Consider the following 21,544-nt stretch of genomic DNA (forward strand, 5'->3'; position numbering starts at 1 on the left):
TGGTGTGGTGTTTGGGCGCCACGGCGGGCATCGCATCGGGCGAGGAGGGCGTGCCTTCGGCGCGCATGTTGCGTGCGCCGTATTCTTCAGGCCAGCCCGTATTCCTTCAGTTTCTTCCGCAGCGTGGCGCGATGAATGCCCAGCAGCGCCGCAGCGCGGCTCTGGTTGCCTTCGCAGTAGTTGAGCACTTCCACGAACAACGGAATCTCCATCTCGCGCAGCACGATCTCGTATACGTCGTCGGCGTCGCAACCGTCGAGGTCGCGCAGGTAGCGGCGCACGGATTGCGCCACGTGTTCGCGTAGCGGTGGCTTCGGTGCGCCGCGACTGGAGTCAAGACGTGTGGTGGCGGCGTTCAAGTTCGATGGATCCCGGTAAGACGACCGCGCCGGGAGTCTGAGTGGCGCGGAGAGATGAGTCTAGCGCGTGGCCCGCGTCGCTGTCATGGCGACAGGCGGTATCAGTGCGGTTTTAGTAGAAATCGAAGCTGAATGCTGCTGTTTCCGCCGTTGGTTCGCGGACCTGGAAGGCGATTTGTGCGCTTTGTCCAGGCTCTAGTGTGTCGTTGTCTGGACGGGTGCTGCCCAGGTAGTCCATCGGGCGCAACACGCGGCTGCCGATGGTGCGTCCATCGGCGTCGGCCAGCGATAGCTGAAGCAGCGGCCAGGCTTGCGCCCAGCGTGCATCGTTGCGAAACGTGGCGTGTACCAGCAGGATGCCGTCGCTGCCAGGCAGCGGCCGTACCTCGCGGCTGAGCATGGTGAATGCGCGCGGCTCGCGCCACGCCGGCACGCTGCAGTGCAGCACTTTGCAGATTCCGGTGACCCATGGCCGCCAGTGCGCGTCCGCACTCAGTTGTTGGCGGTCGGCGATCAGAGTCTGCATCGCCAAGAGGGCGCTCAACCCGACTAGGGCGATCCATTGCCAGGGTCTGGAGCGCAACACCGGGCGTCTCAAGAAGCTCGGCGCGGCGTTGGGAGCTGTCTCTAGCGTGTGCGTCGCCGCATCGGTGATTGCCTCCAGCATGTCCGGTGTGGTGTCGGCCGTATCGGGTTCGGTCTGGAGCGTTGATGCGCCATGCGCGGGTACATCCGCTACGGTGCCGGGCTCGGACGTGGCCGCAGCATCGGTGTGTGTGGCCGACCGATCCGGTTGACGTAACAGGGTCGCGAGGCTGGGACGTGGTGGTGTGGGATCGGACATGCGCAAACGTAGCGACGGCGAGTACGCTATTCAAGCATGTGCGGAGAGGCTGTGCAGCGCGAGACACTTCCGTTGCGCGCTTGGCGCGCCCGTTCGTACAGTTTGTTGCTCACGTTCATTTGCGCAGAAGGCGGCCGGCAGGACGGATGGCGCGTTGCGCTATCCGCGTCCTGATGCCATCGCTATGCTGTGAGCTGCCTGTGCAGTGCGCGTGGTGGGGAGGCGAGGTGGTCATCGTCGAGCACACCGTCCATCTAGGAGGCAATGGCAGTGGATTCAGGTGCGGCGCACGCCGTCGATGCGTATCCAGTCGCTGTCCTGCTCGGTACGCAATTGTTCGAACCATGCTGCATAACGCTGCAACAGATCCTGCTCCTGGCCGTGCAGGATTCCGGAGAGCGCGATGCGTCCGCCCGGCGCGACGCGCGCTGCCAGGGTCGGCGCCAGCACGTCCAGCGCCGAGGCGAGGATGTTGGCGACGACCACTGGATAGGTCGCGGTTGGTTCGTCGGCGGGCAAGTACACCGCCAGCCGGGCGCCGATGGCGTTGCGCTCGGCGTTGTCGTGGCTTGCCAGCAGCGCTTGCGGGTCGTTGTCCACGCCGACGGCTGCCGCTGCGCCCAGTTTCAGCGCTGCCAGCGCCAGGATGCCCGAGCCGCAGCCGAAGTCGAGCACTCGTGCCTGCGCCAGCGCGCCCTCGCTGGCCAGTGCGTCCAGCCAGCGCAGGCACAGCGCGGTGGTCGGATGGGTGCCGGAACCGAATGCCAGGCCGGGGTCTAGACGCACCACGGCAGCGTCGGCGCCGCTGGCCTCCTCCGGCAGCACGTGGTTCCACGGCACGATGAAGGTGCGCGCGCCGAAGCGCATCGGCTGGAACTGATCCAGCCAGGCGCGCTCCCAGTCCTGATCGTCGACCTTGCGGAAAGTGGCTTGGCTCCAGTCCAGTCCGGGGTCGAACGCGTCCAGCGCGGCCAGTAGCAGCAACGCATCCTGCTCCTCAGGGAACAGCGCGCTGAGTACCAGTGTGCCCCACAGCGGTGTCTCGCCCACGCCCGGTTCCAGGATCGCGCGTTCGTTGCTGGTGTCGGCATCGGCATCGAGCAAGGTGACGGCCAGCGCGCCGACATCCTCCAACGCAGTTTCGTAACGGGGCTGGGTGGCGTCGGTGCAACGCAAGGTCAGTTCGAGGAACGGCATCGGTCGGCGGGCGATCAGGTGAGTGAGGGCGAGTTGCGGACTCGGGACTTGGCGTTTTCCAGGTGTAAGCCGCATGTGTTGCTGTCATGGCGGCGGCGTTGTACAGGACCAACGGCATGTTGCGACTTGCGATGGCGGCAAGACGTTGCCGTTTTTTCGTCACGGCACTGGATCGCGATTTGGCTCCGGAGCGCATGCGCCGCCATCCGGAGCCAGGGGCTTGGTTACACCAACGCAATCGACTTGTTCTTGCGCTCGGCCAGGCGTTTTTCCAGGTAGTGGATGTTCTGTCCGCCGGCCTGGAAGCCCTTGTCGCGCATGATCCGCTGCTGTAGCGGAATGTTGGTCTTGATGCCGTCCACCACCATCTCGCTCAGCGCCACGCGCATGCGTGCGATCGCGGTCTCGCGGTCGGGGCCATGCACGATCAACTTGCCGATCATCGAGTCGTAGTTCGGTGGCACTTTGTAGCCGCTGTAGATGTGGGTGTCCACGCGCACACCGGGGCCGCCGGGCGGGTGGAAGCCGGTGATCAGTCCTGGATTGGGCATGAAGGTTTCCGGATCCTCGGCGTTGATGCGGCACTCGATCGCATGGCCGCGCAGCACGATGTCTTTTTGCTTGATGCTCAGCTTGTGCCCGGCAGCAATACGCAATTGTTCGCAGACCAGGTCGATGCCGGTGATGCGCTCGGTGACAGGATGCTCCACCTGGATGCGGGTGTTCATTTCGATGAAGTAGAAGCGCCCGTTCTCGAACAGGAACTCGAAGGTGCCGGCGCCGCGATAGCCGATGCGAATGCAGGCGTCCACGCAGACCTTGCCGATTTCGTTGCGCAGTTCCTCGGTGATGCCCGGTGCCGGCGCTTCCTCGACCACTTTTTGATGGCGACGCTGCATCGAGCAGTCGCGCTCGCCCAGATGGATGGCATTGCCCTGGCCGTCGGCCAGCACCTGGATCTCCACATGGCGCGGATTCTCCAGGAATTTCTCCATGTACACCTGGTCGTTGCTGAAAGCGGCCTTGGCCTCGGACTTGGTGGTCTCGATTGCCGCCTTCAACGCCGCTTCCGAATGCACCACACGCATGCCGCGACCGCCACCACCGCCAGCGGCCTTGATGATGACCGGATAGCCGATTTCGCGCGCGATCTTGGTGTTGGCGACGATGTCCTCGCCCAGTGGACCGCCCGAGCCGGGCACGCAGGGCACGCCGGCGGCCTTCATCGCGCGGATCGCTTCCACCTTGTCGCCCATCAGGCGGATGGTGTCGGCCTTGGGGCCGATGAAGATGAAGCCGGACTGCTCCACGCGCTCGGCGAAGTCGGCGTTCTCCGACAAAAAGCCGTAGCCAGGATGGATGGCTTGCGCGTCGGTGACCTCGGCCGCGGCGATCAGTGCCGGGATATTGAGGTAGCTCTCCGCCGACGCGGCCGGGCCGATGCACACCGACTCGTCGGCCATGGCGACGTGCTTGAGGTTGCGGTCCACGGTGGAATGCACCGCGACCGTGCGGATGCCCAGCGTATGGCACGCGCGCAGGATGCGCAGGGCGATTTCGCCGCGATTGGCGATGACGACTTTATCTAGCATGGGAAAGGATTCCGAACGCGGGATGTGGTTCTGGACACGTGATCCGGGGCGCGGGGCGCGGAAAAGCAAATCGGCGCGGGGCGCGCTTGCTTTTCCGAGTCACGTGTCTCGGTCCCGAGTCCCGGGCTTCAACCGATCACGAACAGTGGCTGGTCGAACTCCACGGGCTGGCCGCTTTCGCCCAGGATCGCGACGATGGTGCCGGCGACGTCGGCTTCGATCGGGTTGAACATCTTCATTGCTTCGATGATCGCCAGGGTCTCGCCGATCTTCACCGTCTGGCCGACGCTGACGAACGCGGGCTTGTCCGGGGACGGCGAGGTGTAGAAGGTGCCGACCATCGGCGCACGTAGCACGTGGCCCTCGGGCAGGGCGTTGCCGGGCTTGGCGCTGCCGCCGGTGGAGGCCTCGGTCGGCGAATGCATCGGCATCGCGGCGGTCGGTGCAGGCACCGCCGCCGGCGGTGCGGCGACATACTGCGGCGCGCTGCCGACCATGCCCTTGGGCGTGCGCGCCAGGCGCACACTTTCCTCGCCTTCCTTGATCTCGATCTCGGCGAGATTGGATTCTTCCAGTAGGTCGATCAGCTTCTTGATTTTGCGCAGATCCATAACGGCCTCGTGAGGTGAATCGGAATAAAGACCGGGCGCGTTGCCCGGCGACTTAGACAGGAATGCTGCGTGCCTGGATGGCGCATGCGCCCGCTCCCAGCCGCGTCAGCGCCGCGTCCATCGCATAGCGGTAGCTGTCGGCACCGAATCCGCAGACCACACCGACCGCGCGATCGCTGAAATAGCTGTGGTGGCGGAACGGCTCGCGGCTATGCGGATTGGATAGGTGGATTTCGATGAATGGAACCGCCACCGCCACCAGTGCATCGCGCAACGCCACCGAGGTGTGGGTGAACGCGGCCGGGTTGATCAGGATGAACGCGGTACCATCGTCGCGTGCGGCTTGCACGCGCTCCACCAGCACATGCTCGGCGTTGGATTGCAGGCTGTCCAACTGGTGACCAGCGGCATTGGCTTGTGCCAGCAGTGCCGCATCGATCTGCGCCAGCGTGGCGTGCCCGTACACGTCCGGTTCGCGGCTGCCGAGCAGATTGAGGTTTGGACCATGCAGTAGCAGCAGTCGCGCCATCGGGGACACAGCATTGGAAAGGGCGGCAGTCTGCGCGAAGCCGGCATTGCTGTCCAGTTCGGCGAAGTTGCAGATGTTTTAAACATGTGTTTGACTTTGCCGATTCCCTTCTGCGCTGGGCTAGGCGCGCGTCCAAGAGCATCTTGTCGGCGTTGTGGTGCCACGGTTCCAATCCGTGCCGGATCGCCTGCGTTGTGCCGTTCAATACGCTGGCGAGCTGCTGTCGCGTGTCCAGCGCTCGGCCTCGCCTGCGGCGAACGGACCGAGTTTCTGTTTCACAATGCGGCCATCGGCGTCGATCAGCACGCTATAAGGCAATAAGCCCCGAGTGTCGCCCAGGCGCACGCTGGCGTCGGTCGGGCCGGGGGTCTCCAGCGCGATCGGGTAGCCGATCGGCACCCGTTGCAGGAATGCGCGCACGTCCTCGACCCGGTCCAGGGCGATGCCCAACACCTGCAAGCCGCCTTTGCTTGGCCTGCGCGCCAGACGCTCCAGTTCCGGCATTTCACGCACGCACGGTTCGCACCAACTGGCCCAGACGTTGATCAACAGCGGCCTGCCGTGGAACTGCCCCAGGGTGATGCGTTCGCCATTGAGCGTGGTGAGGCGCAGCGTCGGTGCGTGCTCGCCTGGCCGTGCGGCGAGCGCGTGTGCGGCGGGATCGTCGGCGGGCGCCGCAGGAATTGAGCGCGTCAGCCGCGTACGTTGCCATCCCTGCGCGGCGATCATCCCCAGCACCGCCGCGACCGCCGCGACCACAAGCAGGCGTCGCGGCGTGGCGGTCATCGTGCCGCGCGTAGCAGCGCGTCTTCGACTACGGCCTGGGTCAGCACTGGTGGCAGCACGGTCGGCGGCGCACCGGGGCCGTAGACTACGTACAGTGGCACGCCGACCGCTTTGTGCTCGGCGAGGAAGGCACTGATGCGCTGGTCCTCGTTGGTCCAGTCGCCCTTCATGTACACCGCGTCCACGCGTTTGAGCGTGTCGCGAAACGCGTCGCTGCGGAAGACGTTGCGCTCATTGGCCTTGCAGGTGACGCACCAGTCCGCGGTCATGTTGACGAACACCACGCGGTTGTCGGTGCGCAGACGGTCGAGCATTTCTGGCGAATAGGCCACGGTATTGCCCTCTTCCATCGTGGCACTGGGCGGAGGCAGTCGGGTCACGCCCCAGGCCGGCAACAGCGCCAGCAGCAGCAATACGCTGGCCGCGCGCATCCCCAGCGCATGGCCGCGCCAGCGTGCGCGCTCGAACCACCACAGGCCCAGGGCCAGCAGCGTGGCGCCGATCAGCAGCAAGGCCACCGCGTCCACCCCGCGCTGCTTGCCCAGCACCCAGAGCAGCCAGATCGCGGTCAGGTACATCGGGAACGCCAGCACTTGCTTGAGCGTTTCCATCCACGCCCCCGGCTTGGGCAGCCGCGTAGCCAGGGACGGCACGAAGCCGATCAGCAGGAACGGTAGCGCCAAGCCCAGGCCCAGGGTCAGGAACACCAGCATGGCCGTGGCCGGTGGTGCGGTCAGCGCATAGCCCAGCGCCGGACCCATGAATGGGCCGATACAGGCACTGGACACCACGCAGGCCAGCACGCCGGTGAAGAAATCGCCGACCGGTCCGCTGCGTGCCGACAGCGATTGGCCCAGGCCGCCGAGATTGGTGCTGAGGGTGAACACGCCGGACAGGCTGAGCCCGACCACGAACATCAGATACACCAGCACTGCGACGAAGCCCGGGCGCTGCAATTGGAAGCCCCACAGCAGACGCGCGGCGACGGCGATACCGCCGACCACGGCGAAGGAGGTCAATACCCCCAGGGTGTACCAGAGCGCATGGTGGCGAGCGCGGCTGCGGCTTTCGCCGCTTTGTGCCAAGCCCAGGACCTTCAACGACAGGATCGGCAGCACGCACGGCAATAGGTTCAGTACCAGGCCGCCTCCCAGTGCCAGCAGCAGGATCCACAGCAGGTTTTGCGGTGCGTGCGGCGGCGGGGCGCGGCGTGCGTCACTGTGCGCCGAGGCAGCCGGCGTGGGTTTGGGCGTAGGCGCTGTCGCTTGACTGGCAGTGGTGGTCGCGTTGTTGGCGTCGGTCTGGCGGCTGTCCAGTGGGCTCACCAGTAGCGGCGTCACCGTCGCTTGATTGAGCGGAGTGAGCGTGCCTTTGGGGAGCGACAGCTTCACGCGCCGCGTCATGGGCGGATAGCAGATGCCGTCGGTTTGACAACCCTGGAAGGTGGCCACCAAGGTCGCCTCGGCGGCATTGGTGCGCTGCCGTTGCAGCGGTACGGTCACCTCGCTTTGGCTGAAGTAGACCACCACGTTGCCGAAATGCTCGTCTTGGTGTGAGCGGCCCTGCGGCCAGCGCGGCATGCCTGTGCGGATGCCGGGAGCGCCTTCCAGCGCCAGCGCGGTGCGGTCACGGTACAGGTAGTAGCCTGGCGCGGGAGTGAAACGCAACAGCAACGTATTGCCGTCGCTGACGATGGCTTCGAAGCCGAAGGCCTGGTCCGACGGCAGCGGCAGGCCTTGCAGCGCGTCGGTAGCGGCACTGGGGCCGAACAGCGGTTTTTCCTCGGCACCTGAGCGGTTGCTTGGCAGCGCAGACGTGGTGGGCGGCGCCGCATCCGCGGCAACGACCGCAGGTAGCATCACCTCGAGCATGCGTTTCTGCGGCGGGTAGCACACGCCGGCGTCGGCACAGCCCTGGTAGCGCACTTCCATTTGCAGGCGTGTGGTGCCGGGTGCGGCGAGGCCGCTTTGCACGGCGGTTAGTTCGTTACGGTAGGTTTCCACTTCGCCGAAATACGGATCGGTCTTCTTGTGTCCGGCCGGCAGTTGCAGGGTTGGATTGGCTTTGAAGCCGTCGATCACCCGTACCGCGATCCGGTGCCGATACAGGTAATAGCCCTTGGCGATGTTCCAGTGCAGCACGATGCGGCCGGGCTCGGGCGCCTGCGCGCTCAGCACGAAGGCCTGGTCCACCGGCAGCAGGTCTTTTTCGCTGATCGCTAAGGCGGGGAAGGCGGCCATGGCCAGCAGGCACAGGGCGGTGACACGATGGAGCAAGTTCATCGGCTTATGATTCTTCTAGTTATGGTTCTTCTAGTTCTTCACGGGTTTGGGCATGTAGCCATTGCAGGTAGGCGGGCAGGCCATCTGTAACCTCGACTTCGAGCAGTTCGGGGACCTCGTAAGGGTGCAGTTCGCATAGCCGCTGCCGTAATGCGGGCAGCCGGTCGGCAGCGGTTTTGATCAGCAGCAGTACTTCGTCGGTCTGCTCCACCGTACCCTGCCAGCGGTAGGTGGAGTGCAGGCCCGGCATGCGACTGACGCAGGCGGCCAGTCGTTCGCCGACCAGTGCTAGCGCGATCCGAGTGGCGCTGGCCACATCGGGGCAGGTGCTGAACAACAAGCGTAGCGCGGGCGAGGCCATACATCCACAGTATAAGGACGTCGCCGTGGCTTTGGCGGGGTGCCCAGGGTGCTGCCTGGAGGTTGGTGTGTGTTGTGGAACAGCCTGAGCGAAATTTTTTTGCTTCCGGCCCTTGAAATCTCTGGTCGTGGCACTACATCTTGCGCATCCCGGTGTGCCGGGTTTTTTCGCGAGCGTTGCTGGCAGTCGTCATGCGCGAGTGCTAATACCGCCGAAATTTTTTAGACCAGTCAATTACTTAAGAGGTCTCTCTCAATGAGCATCAAGCCGCTTTACGACCGCGTCGTAGTCCAGCCGATCGAAGCCGACGAAATCTCCGCCGGCGGCATCGTGATCCCGGATTCGGCCAAGGAAAAGTCCACCAAGGGCAAAGTCGTGGCTGTAGGCCCCGGCAAGCCGCTGGACAACGGCAGCGTGCGCGCGCCGGCGCTGAAGGTTGGCGACAAGGTCATCTATGGCCAGTACGCCGGTTCCAGCTACAAGTCAGAAGGTGTCGAGTACAAGGTGCTGCGCGAAGACGACGTCCTGGCCGTCGTCGGCTAAAAGCCTCAGCGCGGGGTTGGACGCGGGACGCGCAGTGCGCTCCCTGTGCTCTCAGCCCGGCGTTGCCGGTCGATTCCTCATCCCCAAATCACGCATTCCGGAGTTACCCATATGGCTGCCAAAGATATCCGTTTCGGCGAAGACGCCCGTTCGCGCATGGTGCGCGGTGTCAACATCCTCGCCAATGCCGTCAGTGCCACCCTTGGCCCGAAGGGCCGCAACGTCGTGCTCGAGAAGAGCTTCGGTGCCCCGCACATCACCAAGGACGGCGTCTCCGTCGCCAAGGAAATCGAACTGGCGGATAAGTTCGAAAATATGGGCGCACAGATGGTGAAGGAAGTCGCCTCCAAAACGTCCGATAACGCCGGCGATGGCACCACCACCGCCACCGTGCTGGCGCAGGCGCTGATCCGCGAAGGCTCCAAGGCCGTGGCTGCCGGCATGAACCCGATGGACCTCAAGCGCGGCATCGACAAGGCGGTTGCGGCCGCCGTGGTCGAGTTGAAGAAGATCAGCAAGCCCACCGCCGACGACAAGGCCATCGCCCAGGTCGGCACCATCTCCGCCAACTCCGACGCGTCGATCGGCGACATCATCGCCGATGCGATGAAGAAGGTCGGCAAGAAGGGTGTGATCACGGTCGAGGAAGGCTCGGGCCTGGTCAACGAACTGGATGTGGTCGAAGGCATGCAGTTCGACCGCGGCTACCTGTCGCCATACTTCATCAACAACCAGCAGAGCCAGTCGGCCGACTTGGACGATCCGTTCATCCTGCTGCACGACAAGAAGATCTCCAACGTGCGTGACCTGCTGCCGTTGCTGGAAGGCGTGGCCAAGGCCGGCAAGCCGCTGCTGATCGTCGCCGAGGAAGTGGAAGGCGAGGCGCTGGCGACTCTGGTAGTCAACACCATTCGTGGCATCGTCAAGGTCGTGGCGGTCAAGGCTCCTGGCTTCGGCGACCGCCGCAAGGCGATGCTGGAAGACATGGCGGTGCTGACTGGCGGCACCGTGATCTCCGAGGAGGTGGGTCTGTCCCTCGAGAAGGCGACCCTGAAGGATCTGGGCCGCGCCAAGAAGGTACAGGTTTCCAAGGAGAACACCACCATCATCGATGGCGTCGGCGATACGGCCGCGATCGAGTCGCGCATCAAGCAGATCGAATTGCAGATTGCCGAGACCTCCTCCGACTACGACAAGGAGAAGTTGCAGGAGCGCATGGCCAAGCTGGCCGGCGGTGTGGCGGTGATCAAGGTCGGTGCTGCGACCGAAATCGAGATGAAGGAAAAGAAGGCACGCGTCGAAGATGCCCTGCACGCCACCCGTGCCGCAGTGGAAGAAGGCGTGGTCCCCGGCGGCGGCGTGGCGCTGGTGCGCGCGCTGAGCGCGATCGGTTCGCTCACGGGCGACAATGAAGATCAGACCCACGGCATCCAGATCGCGCTGCGCGCGATGGAAGCGCCGCTGCGCGCGATCGTCACCAACGCTGGTGAAGAACCGTCGGTGATTCTCAATAAGGTCAAGGAAGGCACCGGCAACTTCGGCTACGACGCTGCTAAAGGCGAGTTCGGCGACATGGTCGCGTTCGGTATCCTGGATCCGACCAAGGTGACCCGTTCGGCGCTGCAGAACGCTTCCTCGATCGCTGGCCTGATGATCACCACCGAGGCGATGGTGGCCGAAGCGCCGAAGAAGGACGAGCCGGCCGCGCCGGGCGGTATGGGCGGTGGCATGGGTGGCATGGGCGGCATGGATTTCTGATCCAGCCGGCCTTTGCAGACCCTGCGTCACGCAGTCAAAAGAGCCCCGCAGCGATGCGGGGCTCTTTTTTGTCCGTTGCCGGCCACGGTTGCGATGCTCATCGGGGTCGGCATGTCGATGCGCTAAACGCTGTACTTGCACAGCGCGTGCGAGTCACCAGGGTTGCCCTGGTCTGCCAACTCGATCAGCACATCTCTGGACAGCACCAGCTGGTCGATCTTCGGCCGCAGCGATACGTCGTTTCGCTGCAATCGAGGATGAGTCGGACACCGTGTTGCCGGTACACGGACCGTCTCCTGGCAGCCGCCACGCTACGGCGGGAATCCATCTGCGCGATGGCGAATCACGCACAATGTCGAAACCGTCTACAGCTCTCCCGTGTCAGTGTGTTGACAGGGTTGTCGACGCCATGCAGCTTAGGAAGTACGGGTATCAGGGGAGCTGTAGGCCCGTATGTTCGTCCTTTTTCTGTGCGCCGTGGCCGGCGCAGGGTGGCGCGTGCCGGTGGCATGCGCGGCGCTGCCGTGGGCGCGAGGCGGCGAAAAGGACGCTGCACGCCGTCGCGTTGCGACGGCACCTTCATTTCTAGCCGCAGGGGACAGCGCATGCACATCCGGTCTTTCACCACCCTCGCGTTCGGCATCGTGCTGGCGCTGTATGCCGCCCCCGACGCGCGGGCGCAAAGCGCCAGTCCGGACGCCGATGCCACCGATCTCGGTCAGGTCGTGGTCACCGGTTCGCGGATCAAGCGCGCCGAGGTGGAGGGTGTCGAGCCGGTACTGGTGATCAGCGCACAGCAGATCCAGCAGGAAGGCTTTCTGACCGTCTACGACGTGCTCAAGACGCTTAACCAGCAAGGCAGCGTCGAGGCCGATACCAAATACGGTTCGCATACGCCCAACGCCGCGCCGATCAACCTGCGCGACCTCGGTCCCGGGCGCACGTTGTTGTTGGTCAACGGCCATCGTGTCGCCGACTATCCGCAGCCCTATGCCGGCGAGAGCAACTTCGCCAACTTTGCCAATATTCCTTCTGCGGCAGTGGAGCGGATTGAGATCCTCACCGGCGGTGCATCGGCGATCTACGGCTCCGATGCCGTGGCCGGCGTCATCAACGTGATCCTGAAAAAGGGCTACACGGGCAACCAGTTGCGCGTGCGTGGCGGCACCGCGACCGAAGGTGGGCGCGACGTGTTCGACCTGTCCTGGGTCGGCGGTCACGGCGGCGACAAGTGGAATCTCACCTACGCATTGCAGTGGACGCGGCGCGATCCGCTGTCGGTGGGCGAACGACCGAAGATGGATTCTCAGAACGACGAGTCGTACAGCAACTGGACCGCGCAGGCGCGTAAATATGGCTTCAATCCATTCACCGGCTTGAGCCTGATCGATGCCGACAGCAATCAACGCCTGGCTCCGCCCAGCGGCACCTGCGCGCGCTTCGGTGGCCAGTTCATCGATGCGCAGCGGCTGAGCTATGACTACAACAGCGATACGGTGCGCAATCGCGGTCGCTATTGCGGGATGGCGCATGACTACGCCGACTGGCTGGCCGCCAAGGGCGGCGACAACGGCTCGGCGTATCTGTACGGCACGTTCGATTTCGACAATGGCGTGCAGGCCTGGAGTACGCTGTCGACGACCAAGAGCCGTGGCTACTGGACTTATGATCCGCCCTACGTCTACCTGGGCCCGTTCCACGATACCGATAGCGATCGCAACCTGTATGCGATCCGCCAGTTGACCCGCTACGAATCCGGCGGTTGGAAGAACCTGGCCAATATCACCAAGGAATTTTCCTGGGATCTGAGCGCTGGCCTCAAGGGCCGCCTCGCCGACCGCTTCGATTGGGAAGTGGCGATTGGCCGCGCGCGTTATACCGTCGACGAGTACGTGCGGACGGTGGACACCCAGAAGGCTACCGACTACTTCCTTGGCCCGCAGTTGGGCAGTACCGCCGACGGAACGCCGATCTACGCGCTGAACGAAGACCGTTGGTACCAGCCACTCACCGGTGCCCAGTACAACGCGTTGGCGGTCAAGGCGGATAACCGCGCCGATTCGTGGGTCAACCAGGCCAGCGCCAACATCACCGGTGAACTGATCCAGGGATGGGCTGGGCCGATCAAGTTCGCCGCGGTCGGCGAAGTGGCCAAGCAAGGCTACCGACTCGTGCCGGATCCCTGCGCCAACAACTGCTATCCGCTGGACGTGGTCGATCATGGCGGTGGCGAACGCCTGCGTTATTCCGGCGGCATCGAATTCAATGTGCCGCTGCTGTCCTCGCTCAATGCAAGCCTCGCGGCGCGTCACGACCGCTATGGCGACTATCGCTCCTACAGCAGCGATCTCGGCACGGCCATCGGCACGCAGAGCGACACCACCTGGAGCGCAGGGCTGGAATGGCGACCGCTCAGCACGTTGTTGTTGCGCGGTAGCGTCGCCACCAGCTTCCGTGCCCCGGATATGCAATACGTGCTCGGCGAACCCAGCTCGACCCAGCAAACGGTGATCGATCAATATCGCTGCATCCAGAAAGGGTATTACCTCACCGGTGCCTGCAACGCCGAGAACAGCGACGTCTACTACCTGATGCAGGTCAATCGTCGCGGCACCCCGGACCTTGAATCGGAACACGGACGCTCGGTGACCACCGGTTTCGTCTGGGATATCACCGAAGGCCTGTCGCTGACCACGGACTACTACAAGATCCGCCTGCAGGACATGATCAAGGACCTCAATCGCGACGAGGTCCTCAGCGCCGAGGCGGGGTGTCGCACCGGCCTGACCACTGCTGGCGGCGTGTGGGTCAATCCCGGTGGCGCCGAATACTGCACGCGCATCGTTTCGCGGGTGTCGCGCGATGCCGCCGGCCGCGTGACCGGCATCGAACAAGGGCCGATCAACATCGCGCAGATGCGTGTGTCCGGTATCGACGCCGCACTAAAGTACCGCATGACCACCGCGCGCTGGGGCAACTTCAACTTCGCGCTGGATTACAACAACCTGATCGGCTATCACGAACAGACCTACCGCACCGACGACGACAAGAACCTGCGCGATCAAAAGGTCCGCACCAAGCTGCGCGGCAGCGTGCATTGGGAGAATGGCGGCCCGCTGGATCTGACCGTGTATGCCAAACGCTTCGGTTCCACCGAGGCGGTGAATTGGGGGACCTGCACGCGCTTCGACGACGGCTATCAGCCTAGTCCCTCGGCCGAATGCCGGGTCACCGACAGAGGGAACCGCCACTTCGGCGAGAGCACCATCCGCTACTTCGGCCGCGTCGGCCCGGCGCTGTACTGGAACCTCACCGCCGGTTACCGCATCACGCCGAAGATGAAGGTCAACCTGTACGTCAACAACGTGTTCAACACCGTCGGCTACGACAACAAAGAGCGCTACTACGGCTACCAGTTCTACAACACCACGCTGTACGACGCGGTCGGTCGCGAAGTGGCGGCGGAGTATGTGTTCGATTTTTAAGTGCCATAGCGGGCAGTTCGGTAAAGTTACAGTTGCCGATGGTTTACGTTTTCTTCCGCGTGACCGGTCGCGGTGCCCGGCAATGCGATGGAAGCGATGCTTTTTATGCTGCGCATGTCCAGTCCTCCGTGCCTGCTTCACGGCCGTATCGGTTGCATCGGCAACTGTGGTGTTTTCTCCAACCCTGTGCTATCACTGTGTCCATGATCGCTTCCTGCCGCAGCTTTTACTTTTGGTATTACGGCTTTCCGATGCCGCTGGCGGAGGAAGGATGGCGTTCAAGCTGAAGGACACTTCAGCCGCATCCCGAAAGCCGCCAGCGAACCTGGCGGCTTTTTTCATGCCGCTGGATCTGGCACCACCCAGCCACCCGATGAGAAATGCCCATGGCTCCCCATACTGACGATTTGCGCATCCGCAAGATCGAACCGCTGACCCCGCCCTCGCAACTGCTGGCCTTGTTGCCCTGCGATGAGAGCGCCTCGCAGACCGTCGCCACCGCGCGCGCGGCGCTGCACGCGATCTTGCATGGCCAGGACGACCGCTTGGCGGTGGTGATCGGTCCCTGCTCGATCCACGACCCGGTGGCGGCGTTGGAGTATGCGCAGCGTTTGCGCCCGTTGCGCGACACCTATGGCGATGCGCTGGAGATCGTGATGCGGGTGTACTTCGAGAAACCACGCACGACGGTTGGCTGGAAGGGCCTGATCAACGATCCCGATCTCGACGGCAGCTTCGACATCAACAAGGGCTTGCGTCTGGCGCGGGGTCTGCTGCGCGATATCAACCGCCTCGGCCTGCCCGCCGGCGTGGAATTCCTCGACATCATCTCGCCGCAATACATCGCCGACCTGGTGGCCTGGGGCGCGATCGGCGCGCGTACCACCGAAAGTCAGGTGCATCGCGAGATGGCCTCCGGCCTGTCGTGTCCGGTCGGTTTCAAGAACGGCACCAGCGGCGACGTCAAGATCGCTGTCGATGCGGTTGGTGCGGCCTCGCATCCGCACCATTTCCTGGCAGTGACCAAAGATGGATACACCGCTGTCGCGGCCACTGCCGGTAATCCAGATTGCCACGTGATTCTGCGCGGCGGCATGCAACCCAACTACGACGCCGATAGCGTCGCTGCCGCCGCGCAGGTGCTGGAGAAAGCCGGGTTGCCGGCGCGGCTGATGATCGATGCCAGTCACGCCAACAGCGCCAAGAATCCGGATAACCAACCCAAGGTGATCCAGAACATCGCCAGCCAGCTCGAAGCCGGGCAGCCTCGCATTGTTGGCGTAATGATAGAAAGCCATTTGCGTGGTGGTCGCCAGGATCTGCGTCCCGGCCAGCCGCTGGTCTACGGTCAGAGCATCACCGACGGCTGCATCGATTGGGACACCTCGGTACAGGTGCTGGAACGCTTGGCGCAGGCCGTGCGGGCGCGGCGCCGTGCGGGAACGGCGCAGGCGGCCTGAGTGCAGCATCGGCATCTGGCGCCGTGCTCGGTACATGCGTTAAACAATAGAGCCGGCCGCGCCGCCGATGTCCAAGGGAGAGAGCTTGGGCATCGGCGGCTGCGCGCCGGTGGTGACCTTATCCGCCTGTGTGGTGACTGCGGTATGCCGGTGTGTGTCATGCGCTGGCAAGGGGGTGGTTTTGCGTTAAAGATCGGATGCAAGCGGTTCAGCGCCACCGCTTGGTCGGCATAATGCAACCATGGCCGTGTCCACACCCTGGTTCCTGTATCTGCTCGAATGCCGCAACGGTAGCTACTACGCCGGCATTACCCCCGACCTGCAGGCGCGCTACCAGGCGCACCTGCGCGGCAGCGGCGCCAAGTACACCCGTGCCAATCCGCCGTTACGGTTACTGGCAAGCCGGCTCTACCCGGACCGTGCCGCCGCTGCCCGCGCCGAATGGGTGCTCAAACGCCTGCCGCGTGCACGCAAGCTGGCGTTCCTGTGCGCGCCAGAACTGCTCGCTGGATCCGACAGTGCGCCATGATCCCTGATAGTGGTGATTGTGGCGCGAGGGGTGTTCTCCGCTGGAGTGCGATTGAAATTGCTTCAATGATGGCTCGGCCACATCGTTGGCGCACAGTACCAGACGTCCTCATCTCCAGGTTGCGCAGACATCGGCATCCATTATTCATGAGTGCATCCTGCGCTTCGGTCCGATTCGTCATAGGACGCTGTGTGCTGGAAAATGTAGACAGAAAGCGCAGTATCCAAACAAAATGAACTATGCAGTTTTATTTTGCACTGCAGCGTGCATTCTTCTAAAAACGCGCTCAAGATCATGCCGCATCCCGACGTGGGGGAGGGAGCAAAGCCCGCTGGCAGTTCGCTGCCAGTGGGTTTTTTTAACGGCGATATTTTCTCTGCCCCACCTCCCTCGAAATCCTACGGAATAGTGCCGACGAACAAAAGCTCGCCCAAGTGTGGCTCTGAATGCTCGGGAGCGTGGGCTGACTCGTGTGGATCATTTGCACTTCAACGCCGACAAAAGCGGCATTGTGGCCGAGCAAAAGAGCAACGGCTTCGGCATGTCGCATCAGTTCAGCGGCACGAACATCCAGCACGCGATGCAGACTCTTCCGGCGCTCGGACATAGTGCCTTGCGGCGATGGTCTGTTATGCGCGCATGTCGACGATAAGGCCGCAAAAGTCGGCGGCAAAAAGTAGTATCGATTGGTCAAACCCAGACCATAGCGACGATGCTGTCATGACCTGTTGCAGGTGGTAGGCTCGGGGATTGGTTGGTCGAGCTGAAATCTCAGGTTTGATGCTGTCCCCTCGGAATCGGGGACGTCGACTATCACGCCGTCTCTTTTATTGCGCCCTTGTCGTTGGTTCTGGCCGACTGTGCCGCATATGCTGTCTATGCCTGTTGTTGCTGCGCTGGCGTTAATACGTAGAGGCTGTCTGCGCGCACGCGACAATGCCAGAATCTGCCGATGTCCACTGTCGCTCAATCGGTCCCCGCAGTTCTCCAGCCCACGCTCGCCCGTCAGCTGGCGCGGTTGCGCCAAGCCGTGGCGGCACAGCCATGGCCGTCCTGTCCCGATTTCGATGCTGACCTTGCGCGTGCCCTGCTTGCCAGCGATTTTCTGCTCGACACGCTGTGCCGGCAGCCAGCGTTGCTCGCCCATCTTGCGCAACCGGATCCGGCGCCGCTGCCGTTGCCGGTGCTGGACCCGGCGCAACCGGCGACGTGGCCTGCGCTGCTGCGCCGTTATCGTGCCGCCGCCTCGGCGTGCCTGGTGTGGCGCGACGTGGTGGGACTGGACGACGTCGAGACGACCCTTGCCGGCAGCACGCAGCTTGCCGAAGACTGCCTGGCGCTTGCATTGCAGGCGCTGGAAAGCGAGTTCGCCGCGCGCCACGGCGTAGTCCGTGCTGCCGATGGCAGTGTGCAGCGGCTGGTGGTCTTTGGCCTGGGTAAGCTCGGCGGCGGCGAATTGAATTTCTCTTCCGACGTGGATCTGGTCTATGCCTATCCGCAGGGAGGCGATTCCGATGGCGCGCGTCCGCTTGCCGCCGAGGAGTACTTTGCGCGTCTCGGCCAGCGCCTGGCTCGGCTCCTCGACGAAACCACCATCGATGGATTCGTGCACCGCGTGGACTTGCGTCTGCGCCCATTCGGCAATGCCGGCCGGGTGGCGTTGTCGTTCGCCGGCATGGACCAATATTTCCAGCGTGAAGGCCGCGACTGGGAGCGCTATGCATGGCTGAAGGCGCGCACGGTGGCCGGAGATGTCGCCGCTGGTGAACACTGGCTGCAGTCGCTACGTCCGTTCGTATACCGACGCTATCTGGACTACACCGCGCTCGATGGTCTGCGCGCGATGAAGGCGGCGATCATCGCCGAAGTGGCCCGCCACGATCGCCTGGACGACATCAAGCGTGGTGCTGGCGGCATTCGCGAGATCGAGTTCTTGGTGCAATCGCTGCAACTGATTCGCGGCGGCCGCGAAGCGACACTGCGCGAACCCCGCTTATTGTCTGCTTTGCACGCATTGATCGCGGCCGGTCAGGTTGCGGAAGCTCATGGAGCAACACTGGCGCAGGCGTATTGTTTCCTGCGTCGGGTCGAGAATCGCCTACAAATGCTACGCGATGCGCAGACGCATGCGTTGCCGGAAGATCCATTGGACCGCGCGCGCATCGCCTTCGGTCTCGGCTATGCCGACTGGGCCGAGTTGTATGCGGCGTTGCAATGCCAGCGCGACCGTGTTGCTGCCGAATTCGCCCAATTGTTGGCGCCGCGCGGGCGCACGCCGGCGTCGGACGCGCTAGCCGATTACTGGCGCAATATGGCTGCCGGCGATCGTGCGCAGGTGTTGCGCGAGGCCGGCTTTGCCGCGGCCGAAGCGGCCGATCAGGCGTTGCGCGGGTTTGCGCAGTCGCAGGGGGTGCGTCGTCTGTCCGATGCCGCCCGCGCGCGTCTGGATCGTGTCGTACCGGCGCTGCTGCATGCCACCGCGCGCGCGGCGCAGGCCGATGCCGCGCTGCACCGGGTGCTCGGCTTGCTACAGGCGGTGCTGCGTCGTGCAAGTTACCTTGCCTTGCTCGACGAGCAACCCAGTGCGCTGGAACGGCTGGTCGATGTGCTGGCACGTAGCGCCTTCCTGTCCGAGCGTCTGGTCGCACATCCGCTGCTGCTCGACGAATTGCTCGACAGCCGCGTGACCGCGCCAATGCCGGAGCCGACCGCAATGCAGCAGTTATGCGATAGCGCCGTGGCCGCTGCCGACGACGATCCGGAGGCGGCACTGCGCAGTCTCAACGAAGCGCGTCAGGCGTTGAGTTTCCGCATTGCGTTGGCCACGCTTGATCGACGTCAGCCTGTGCTCCACAGCACCCGTCAGCTCGCGCAACTGGCCCAAGCGGTGGTGGTGACGGTGCTGCGTCTGGCGCATGCCGAGCTTGTCGCGACGCATGGTCAGGTACCTGGCGGCAGCTTCGCGATCATCGGCTACGGCAGTCTTGGGGGGCTGGAACTGGGCATCGGTTCGGATCTGGATCTGGTGTTTCTGTACGACCATCCGTCCAGCGTCGAGGTCTCCAATGGACCTAAGGTAATGGAGAGCGGGCGCTGGTTCGCACGGCTGGCACAGAAGGTGATCGCGCTGCTCGGTACGGTCACCGGTGGTGGGCGTCTGTACGACATTGATGTGCGTTTGCGTCCGGATGGGGGCAAGGGCGCACTGGTGTCGTCGTTAGCGAGCTACAGCGAGTACCAACGCGACCGTGCCTGGACGTGGGAACATCAGGCACTGGTACGCGCGCGTGGCGTCGCCGGCGATAGCGCGCTGTTGCAGCGTTTCGAACAGGTGCGGGAGCAGACTCTGGCGCGCACGCGCGAAGCTGGGGCCTTGTGCGAGGAGGTGCGTGGCATGCGTGCGCGCATGCGGGCCGAGCTGGACCGCAGCGATGCCGCGCGCTTCGATCTCAAGCAGGGCGCCGGTGGATTGATCGACCTGGAATTCCTGACACAGGCAGGCGTGCTGCTCGGTGCCGCGCAACAACCGGCGCTGCTACAGCCGCGCGATACCGCGACGCTGATCGACGTGCTGGCGCACGCCGGCTGGCTGGAGGCGACGATGGCTGCGCGCCTGCATGCCGCACATGCAGTGCTGGTGGAGGCTGGCCTGTCATGCACGCTGGACCGGCGTGCGCAATTGACCGCCCCTAGTGTCGAAATCGAAGCCGCACGTGCGACGATCCGCGACGTGGCTGCGCGCTTGGGCCTGTCGTTCGTCGAGGGCCGCGGGAGCGATGCTGCCGCGCGCTGAGCGGAACACGACGTTGGATAGGCTGTCAGACAACCGTCGGCATCGCGACGTCAACGCGTCGGTGGCGGGGTGCCATCCACCGCTGCGCGCCCCACTGCCGGGTCGTCGGTGAAGAAGCCATCGATGCCGGCGGCGAGCAATGCGTGTATTTCGGCGATGCTGCCGGCGACGTTTATCGCGGCAGGGCCGCGCGCGTCCTGCAGTTGTTTGGGCAAAAAGCTGTTTTCGGGACGGAAGGTATAGGGCACCACCTGCAAGCCAACCGCATGTGCATCGGCGACGAAAGCCGTTGGCCCGGCCAAAGCGCCATCCGCATCCACCGGCACGATCGCGCGCAGGTTCGGGCTGACCCATTGTGCGTATTTGGCGATTGCGCGCAGCCCCTGGGCAGTGCCCATCTGCGCGTAGGTCGGACCGTCGTTCAAGCGATCGCCTGGGCGCGCGTTCGGGTCGCCTAGCAGCTGCACAAGGCGTACATTCGGATGCGTGCGGCCAAGTGTGCGATGCAGTGCTTTCAGGTTGCCGATTTCGAACGACTGGATCACCACCGGCGCGCGGCGCGTGTAGGTGTGTGCGTCCAGTGTCTTCAGCAGCCTGCCCTCCATTGCCAGGCCGTGCGTGCTGAAGTAGGTGCCGTGCTTGATTTCCGGGATCAGACCGATCAGGCGTCCGCGCGTGGCCGACTCGGCCGCGGTGAAATCGATGATCTCGTCGAGAGTGGGGATCTGAAATTGGTCGTCGAAGGCGGTGCTGCGCAGTTCTGGCAGGCGCTCGCGTGCGCGTAAGGTCTTCAGTTCGGCCAGGGTGAAGTCTTCGGTGAACCAGCCTTCCACGCGCTGCCTGTCGATCTGCTTGACCGTCTTGCGCGCGGCGAACTCTGGATGGGTAGCGACGTCGGTGGTGCCGCCGATCTCGTTTTCGTGGCGCGCCACCAGCACGCCGTCCTTGGTCGAGACCAGATCCGGTTCGATGTAGTCGGCGCCGTCGGCGATGGCCTTGGCGTAAGACGCCAGCGTGTGTTCCGGGCGCAGCGCGCTGGCGCCGCGATGGCCGATCACCAGCGGTTTGCTCTCGCGCGATGCGGCCATCGCCGTGACCGCTACTATCGCCATTGCACAGCCCAATAACCAGGGGGGAGTTTGAATCATCGCATGTACTCTGAATTGTGATTGGACAGAATGCACGCGTTCGCAAGTGTGCGTCTACGGTTAGGAACATCTGCCGTGGCGTGATGGTGTCAAACAGCGGCGAGCGCTCGTTTGAGCGCTGTCGTTGAAAGCGATCAGGTTCGGGACATGGCGCATGTTGATGAGGACGATGATGCGCCGTGCCTGTTGGATCTGGTTTTGTCCATTTATTAAAATGGGATTCATGCGTGGCGTAGCGAGCAACGCATAGGGTTTATGAGCAGCATC

17 protein-coding genes are annotated in these 21,544 nt (G+C 63.8%); 7 read left to right on the forward strand and 10 right to left on the reverse strand.

Translation table 11 applies throughout. The features are described from left to right. Window positions 1-86: 86 nt before the first annotated feature. The 9 genes from fis to cutA form a co-directional block, all read right to left on the reverse strand. Window positions 87-359 (reverse strand): DNA-binding transcriptional regulator Fis, encoded by a 273-nt coding sequence (fis, locus tag XaFJ1_RS01230; protein ID WP_012914868.1) that lies wholly within the window; start codon window positions 357-359, stop codon window positions 87-89. A gap of 112 nt (window positions 360-471) precedes the next feature. Continuing rightward, entirely contained in the window at window positions 472-1,203 is a 732-nt protein-coding gene (locus XaFJ1_RS01235) for a DUF3426 domain-containing protein (protein ID WP_045756677.1), read from the reverse strand. 276 nt (window positions 1,204-1,479) lie between these two features. Then, entirely contained in the window at window positions 1,480-2,400 is a 921-nt protein-coding gene (prmA, locus tag XaFJ1_RS01240; RefSeq protein WP_012914870.1) for a 50S ribosomal protein L11 methyltransferase, read from the reverse strand. Between the two features lie 224 nt (window positions 2,401-2,624). Continuing rightward, window positions 2,625-3,992: an acetyl-CoA carboxylase biotin carboxylase subunit gene (gene accC, locus XaFJ1_RS01245; protein WP_012914871.1), complete on the reverse strand. Its 1,368-nt coding sequence runs from the start codon at window positions 3,990-3,992 to the stop codon at window positions 2,625-2,627. 128 nt (window positions 3,993-4,120) lie between these two features. Next, window positions 4,121-4,603, reverse strand: coding sequence for an acetyl-CoA carboxylase biotin carboxyl carrier protein (gene accB / locus XaFJ1_RS01250; protein WP_012914872.1), 483 nt, complete (start codon window positions 4,601-4,603; stop codon window positions 4,121-4,123). Between the two features lie 52 nt (window positions 4,604-4,655). Beyond that, a complete protein-coding gene (gene aroQ, locus XaFJ1_RS01255) occupies window positions 4,656-5,132 on the reverse strand; it encodes a type II 3-dehydroquinate dehydratase (protein WP_012914873.1) in 477 nt (158 codons plus the stop codon). A gap of 201 nt (window positions 5,133-5,333) precedes the next feature. Then, entirely contained in the window at window positions 5,334-5,918 is a 585-nt protein-coding gene (locus XaFJ1_RS01260; RefSeq protein ID WP_012914874.1) for a TlpA family protein disulfide reductase, read from the reverse strand. After that, window positions 5,915-8,200, reverse strand: coding sequence for a protein-disulfide reductase DsbD family protein (locus tag XaFJ1_RS01265; protein ID WP_012914875.1), 2,286 nt, complete (start codon window positions 8,198-8,200; stop codon window positions 5,915-5,917). Before XaFJ1_RS01265 ends, XaFJ1_RS01260 begins: the two co-directional genes overlap by 4 nt. 19 nt (window positions 8,201-8,219) lie before the next feature. Continuing rightward, window positions 8,220-8,561 carry a divalent-cation tolerance protein CutA gene (gene cutA, locus XaFJ1_RS01270; RefSeq protein ID WP_012914876.1) on the reverse strand — a complete coding sequence of 114 codons (342 nt, stop codon included), beginning with the start codon at window positions 8,559-8,561 and terminating at the stop codon, window positions 8,220-8,222. A gap of 255 nt (window positions 8,562-8,816) precedes the next feature. Here cutA and XaFJ1_RS01275 point away from each other — a divergent pair, with 255 nt between their 5' ends. The 7 genes from XaFJ1_RS01275 to glnE all read left to right on the forward strand — a co-directional run bounded on the left by XaFJ1_RS01275 (window position 8,817) and on the right by glnE (window position 20,129). Continuing rightward, window positions 8,817-9,104, forward strand: a complete 288-nt coding sequence (locus XaFJ1_RS01275) for a co-chaperone GroES (protein WP_012914877.1) — start codon at window positions 8,817-8,819, stop codon at window positions 9,102-9,104. 111 nt (window positions 9,105-9,215) lie between these two features. After that, window positions 9,216-10,862, forward strand: a complete 1,647-nt coding sequence (gene groL, locus XaFJ1_RS01280; protein ID WP_012914878.1) for a chaperonin GroEL — start codon at window positions 9,216-9,218, stop codon at window positions 10,860-10,862. Between the two features lie 605 nt (window positions 10,863-11,467). Next, entirely contained in the window at window positions 11,468-14,347 is a 2,880-nt protein-coding gene (locus tag XaFJ1_RS01285) for a TonB-dependent receptor plug domain-containing protein (protein WP_012914879.1), read from the forward strand. A gap of 386 nt (window positions 14,348-14,733) precedes the next feature. After that, window positions 14,734-15,807 carry a 3-deoxy-7-phosphoheptulonate synthase gene (locus XaFJ1_RS01290; protein ID WP_012914880.1) on the forward strand — a complete coding sequence of 358 codons (1,074 nt, stop codon included), beginning with the start codon at window positions 14,734-14,736 and terminating at the stop codon, window positions 15,805-15,807. A 241-nt stretch (window positions 15,808-16,048) separates the two neighbouring features. Further along, on the forward strand, window positions 16,049-16,336 hold the full coding sequence (locus tag XaFJ1_RS01295; protein WP_012914881.1) for a GIY-YIG nuclease family protein: 288 nt from the start codon (window positions 16,049-16,051) through the stop codon (window positions 16,334-16,336). A 472-nt stretch (window positions 16,337-16,808) separates the two neighbouring features. Beyond that, the gene (locus XaFJ1_RS16455) at window positions 16,809-16,988 is read left to right on the forward strand and encodes a hypothetical protein (protein WP_045756678.1); all 180 of its coding nucleotides are present in this window, start codon (window positions 16,809-16,811) and stop codon (window positions 16,986-16,988) included. A gap of 300 nt (window positions 16,989-17,288) precedes the next feature. Then, window positions 17,289-20,129, forward strand: coding sequence for a bifunctional [glutamate--ammonia ligase]-adenylyl-L-tyrosine phosphorylase/[glutamate--ammonia-ligase] adenylyltransferase (glnE, locus tag XaFJ1_RS01300; protein WP_045756679.1), 2,841 nt, complete (start codon window positions 17,289-17,291; stop codon window positions 20,127-20,129). Window positions 20,130-20,179: 50 nt separating this feature from the next. Here glnE and XaFJ1_RS01305 read toward each other — a convergent pair whose 3' ends face one another. Further along, window positions 20,180-21,241, reverse strand: coding sequence for a glycerophosphodiester phosphodiesterase (locus XaFJ1_RS01305; RefSeq protein ID WP_012914885.1), 1,062 nt, complete (start codon window positions 21,239-21,241; stop codon window positions 20,180-20,182). Between the last annotated feature and the right edge of the window lie 303 nt (window positions 21,242-21,544).

The organism is Xanthomonas albilineans (assembly GCF_009931595.1).
In the GTDB taxonomy this organism is placed as follows: domain Bacteria; phylum Pseudomonadota; class Gammaproteobacteria; order Xanthomonadales; family Xanthomonadaceae; genus Xanthomonas_A; species Xanthomonas_A albilineans.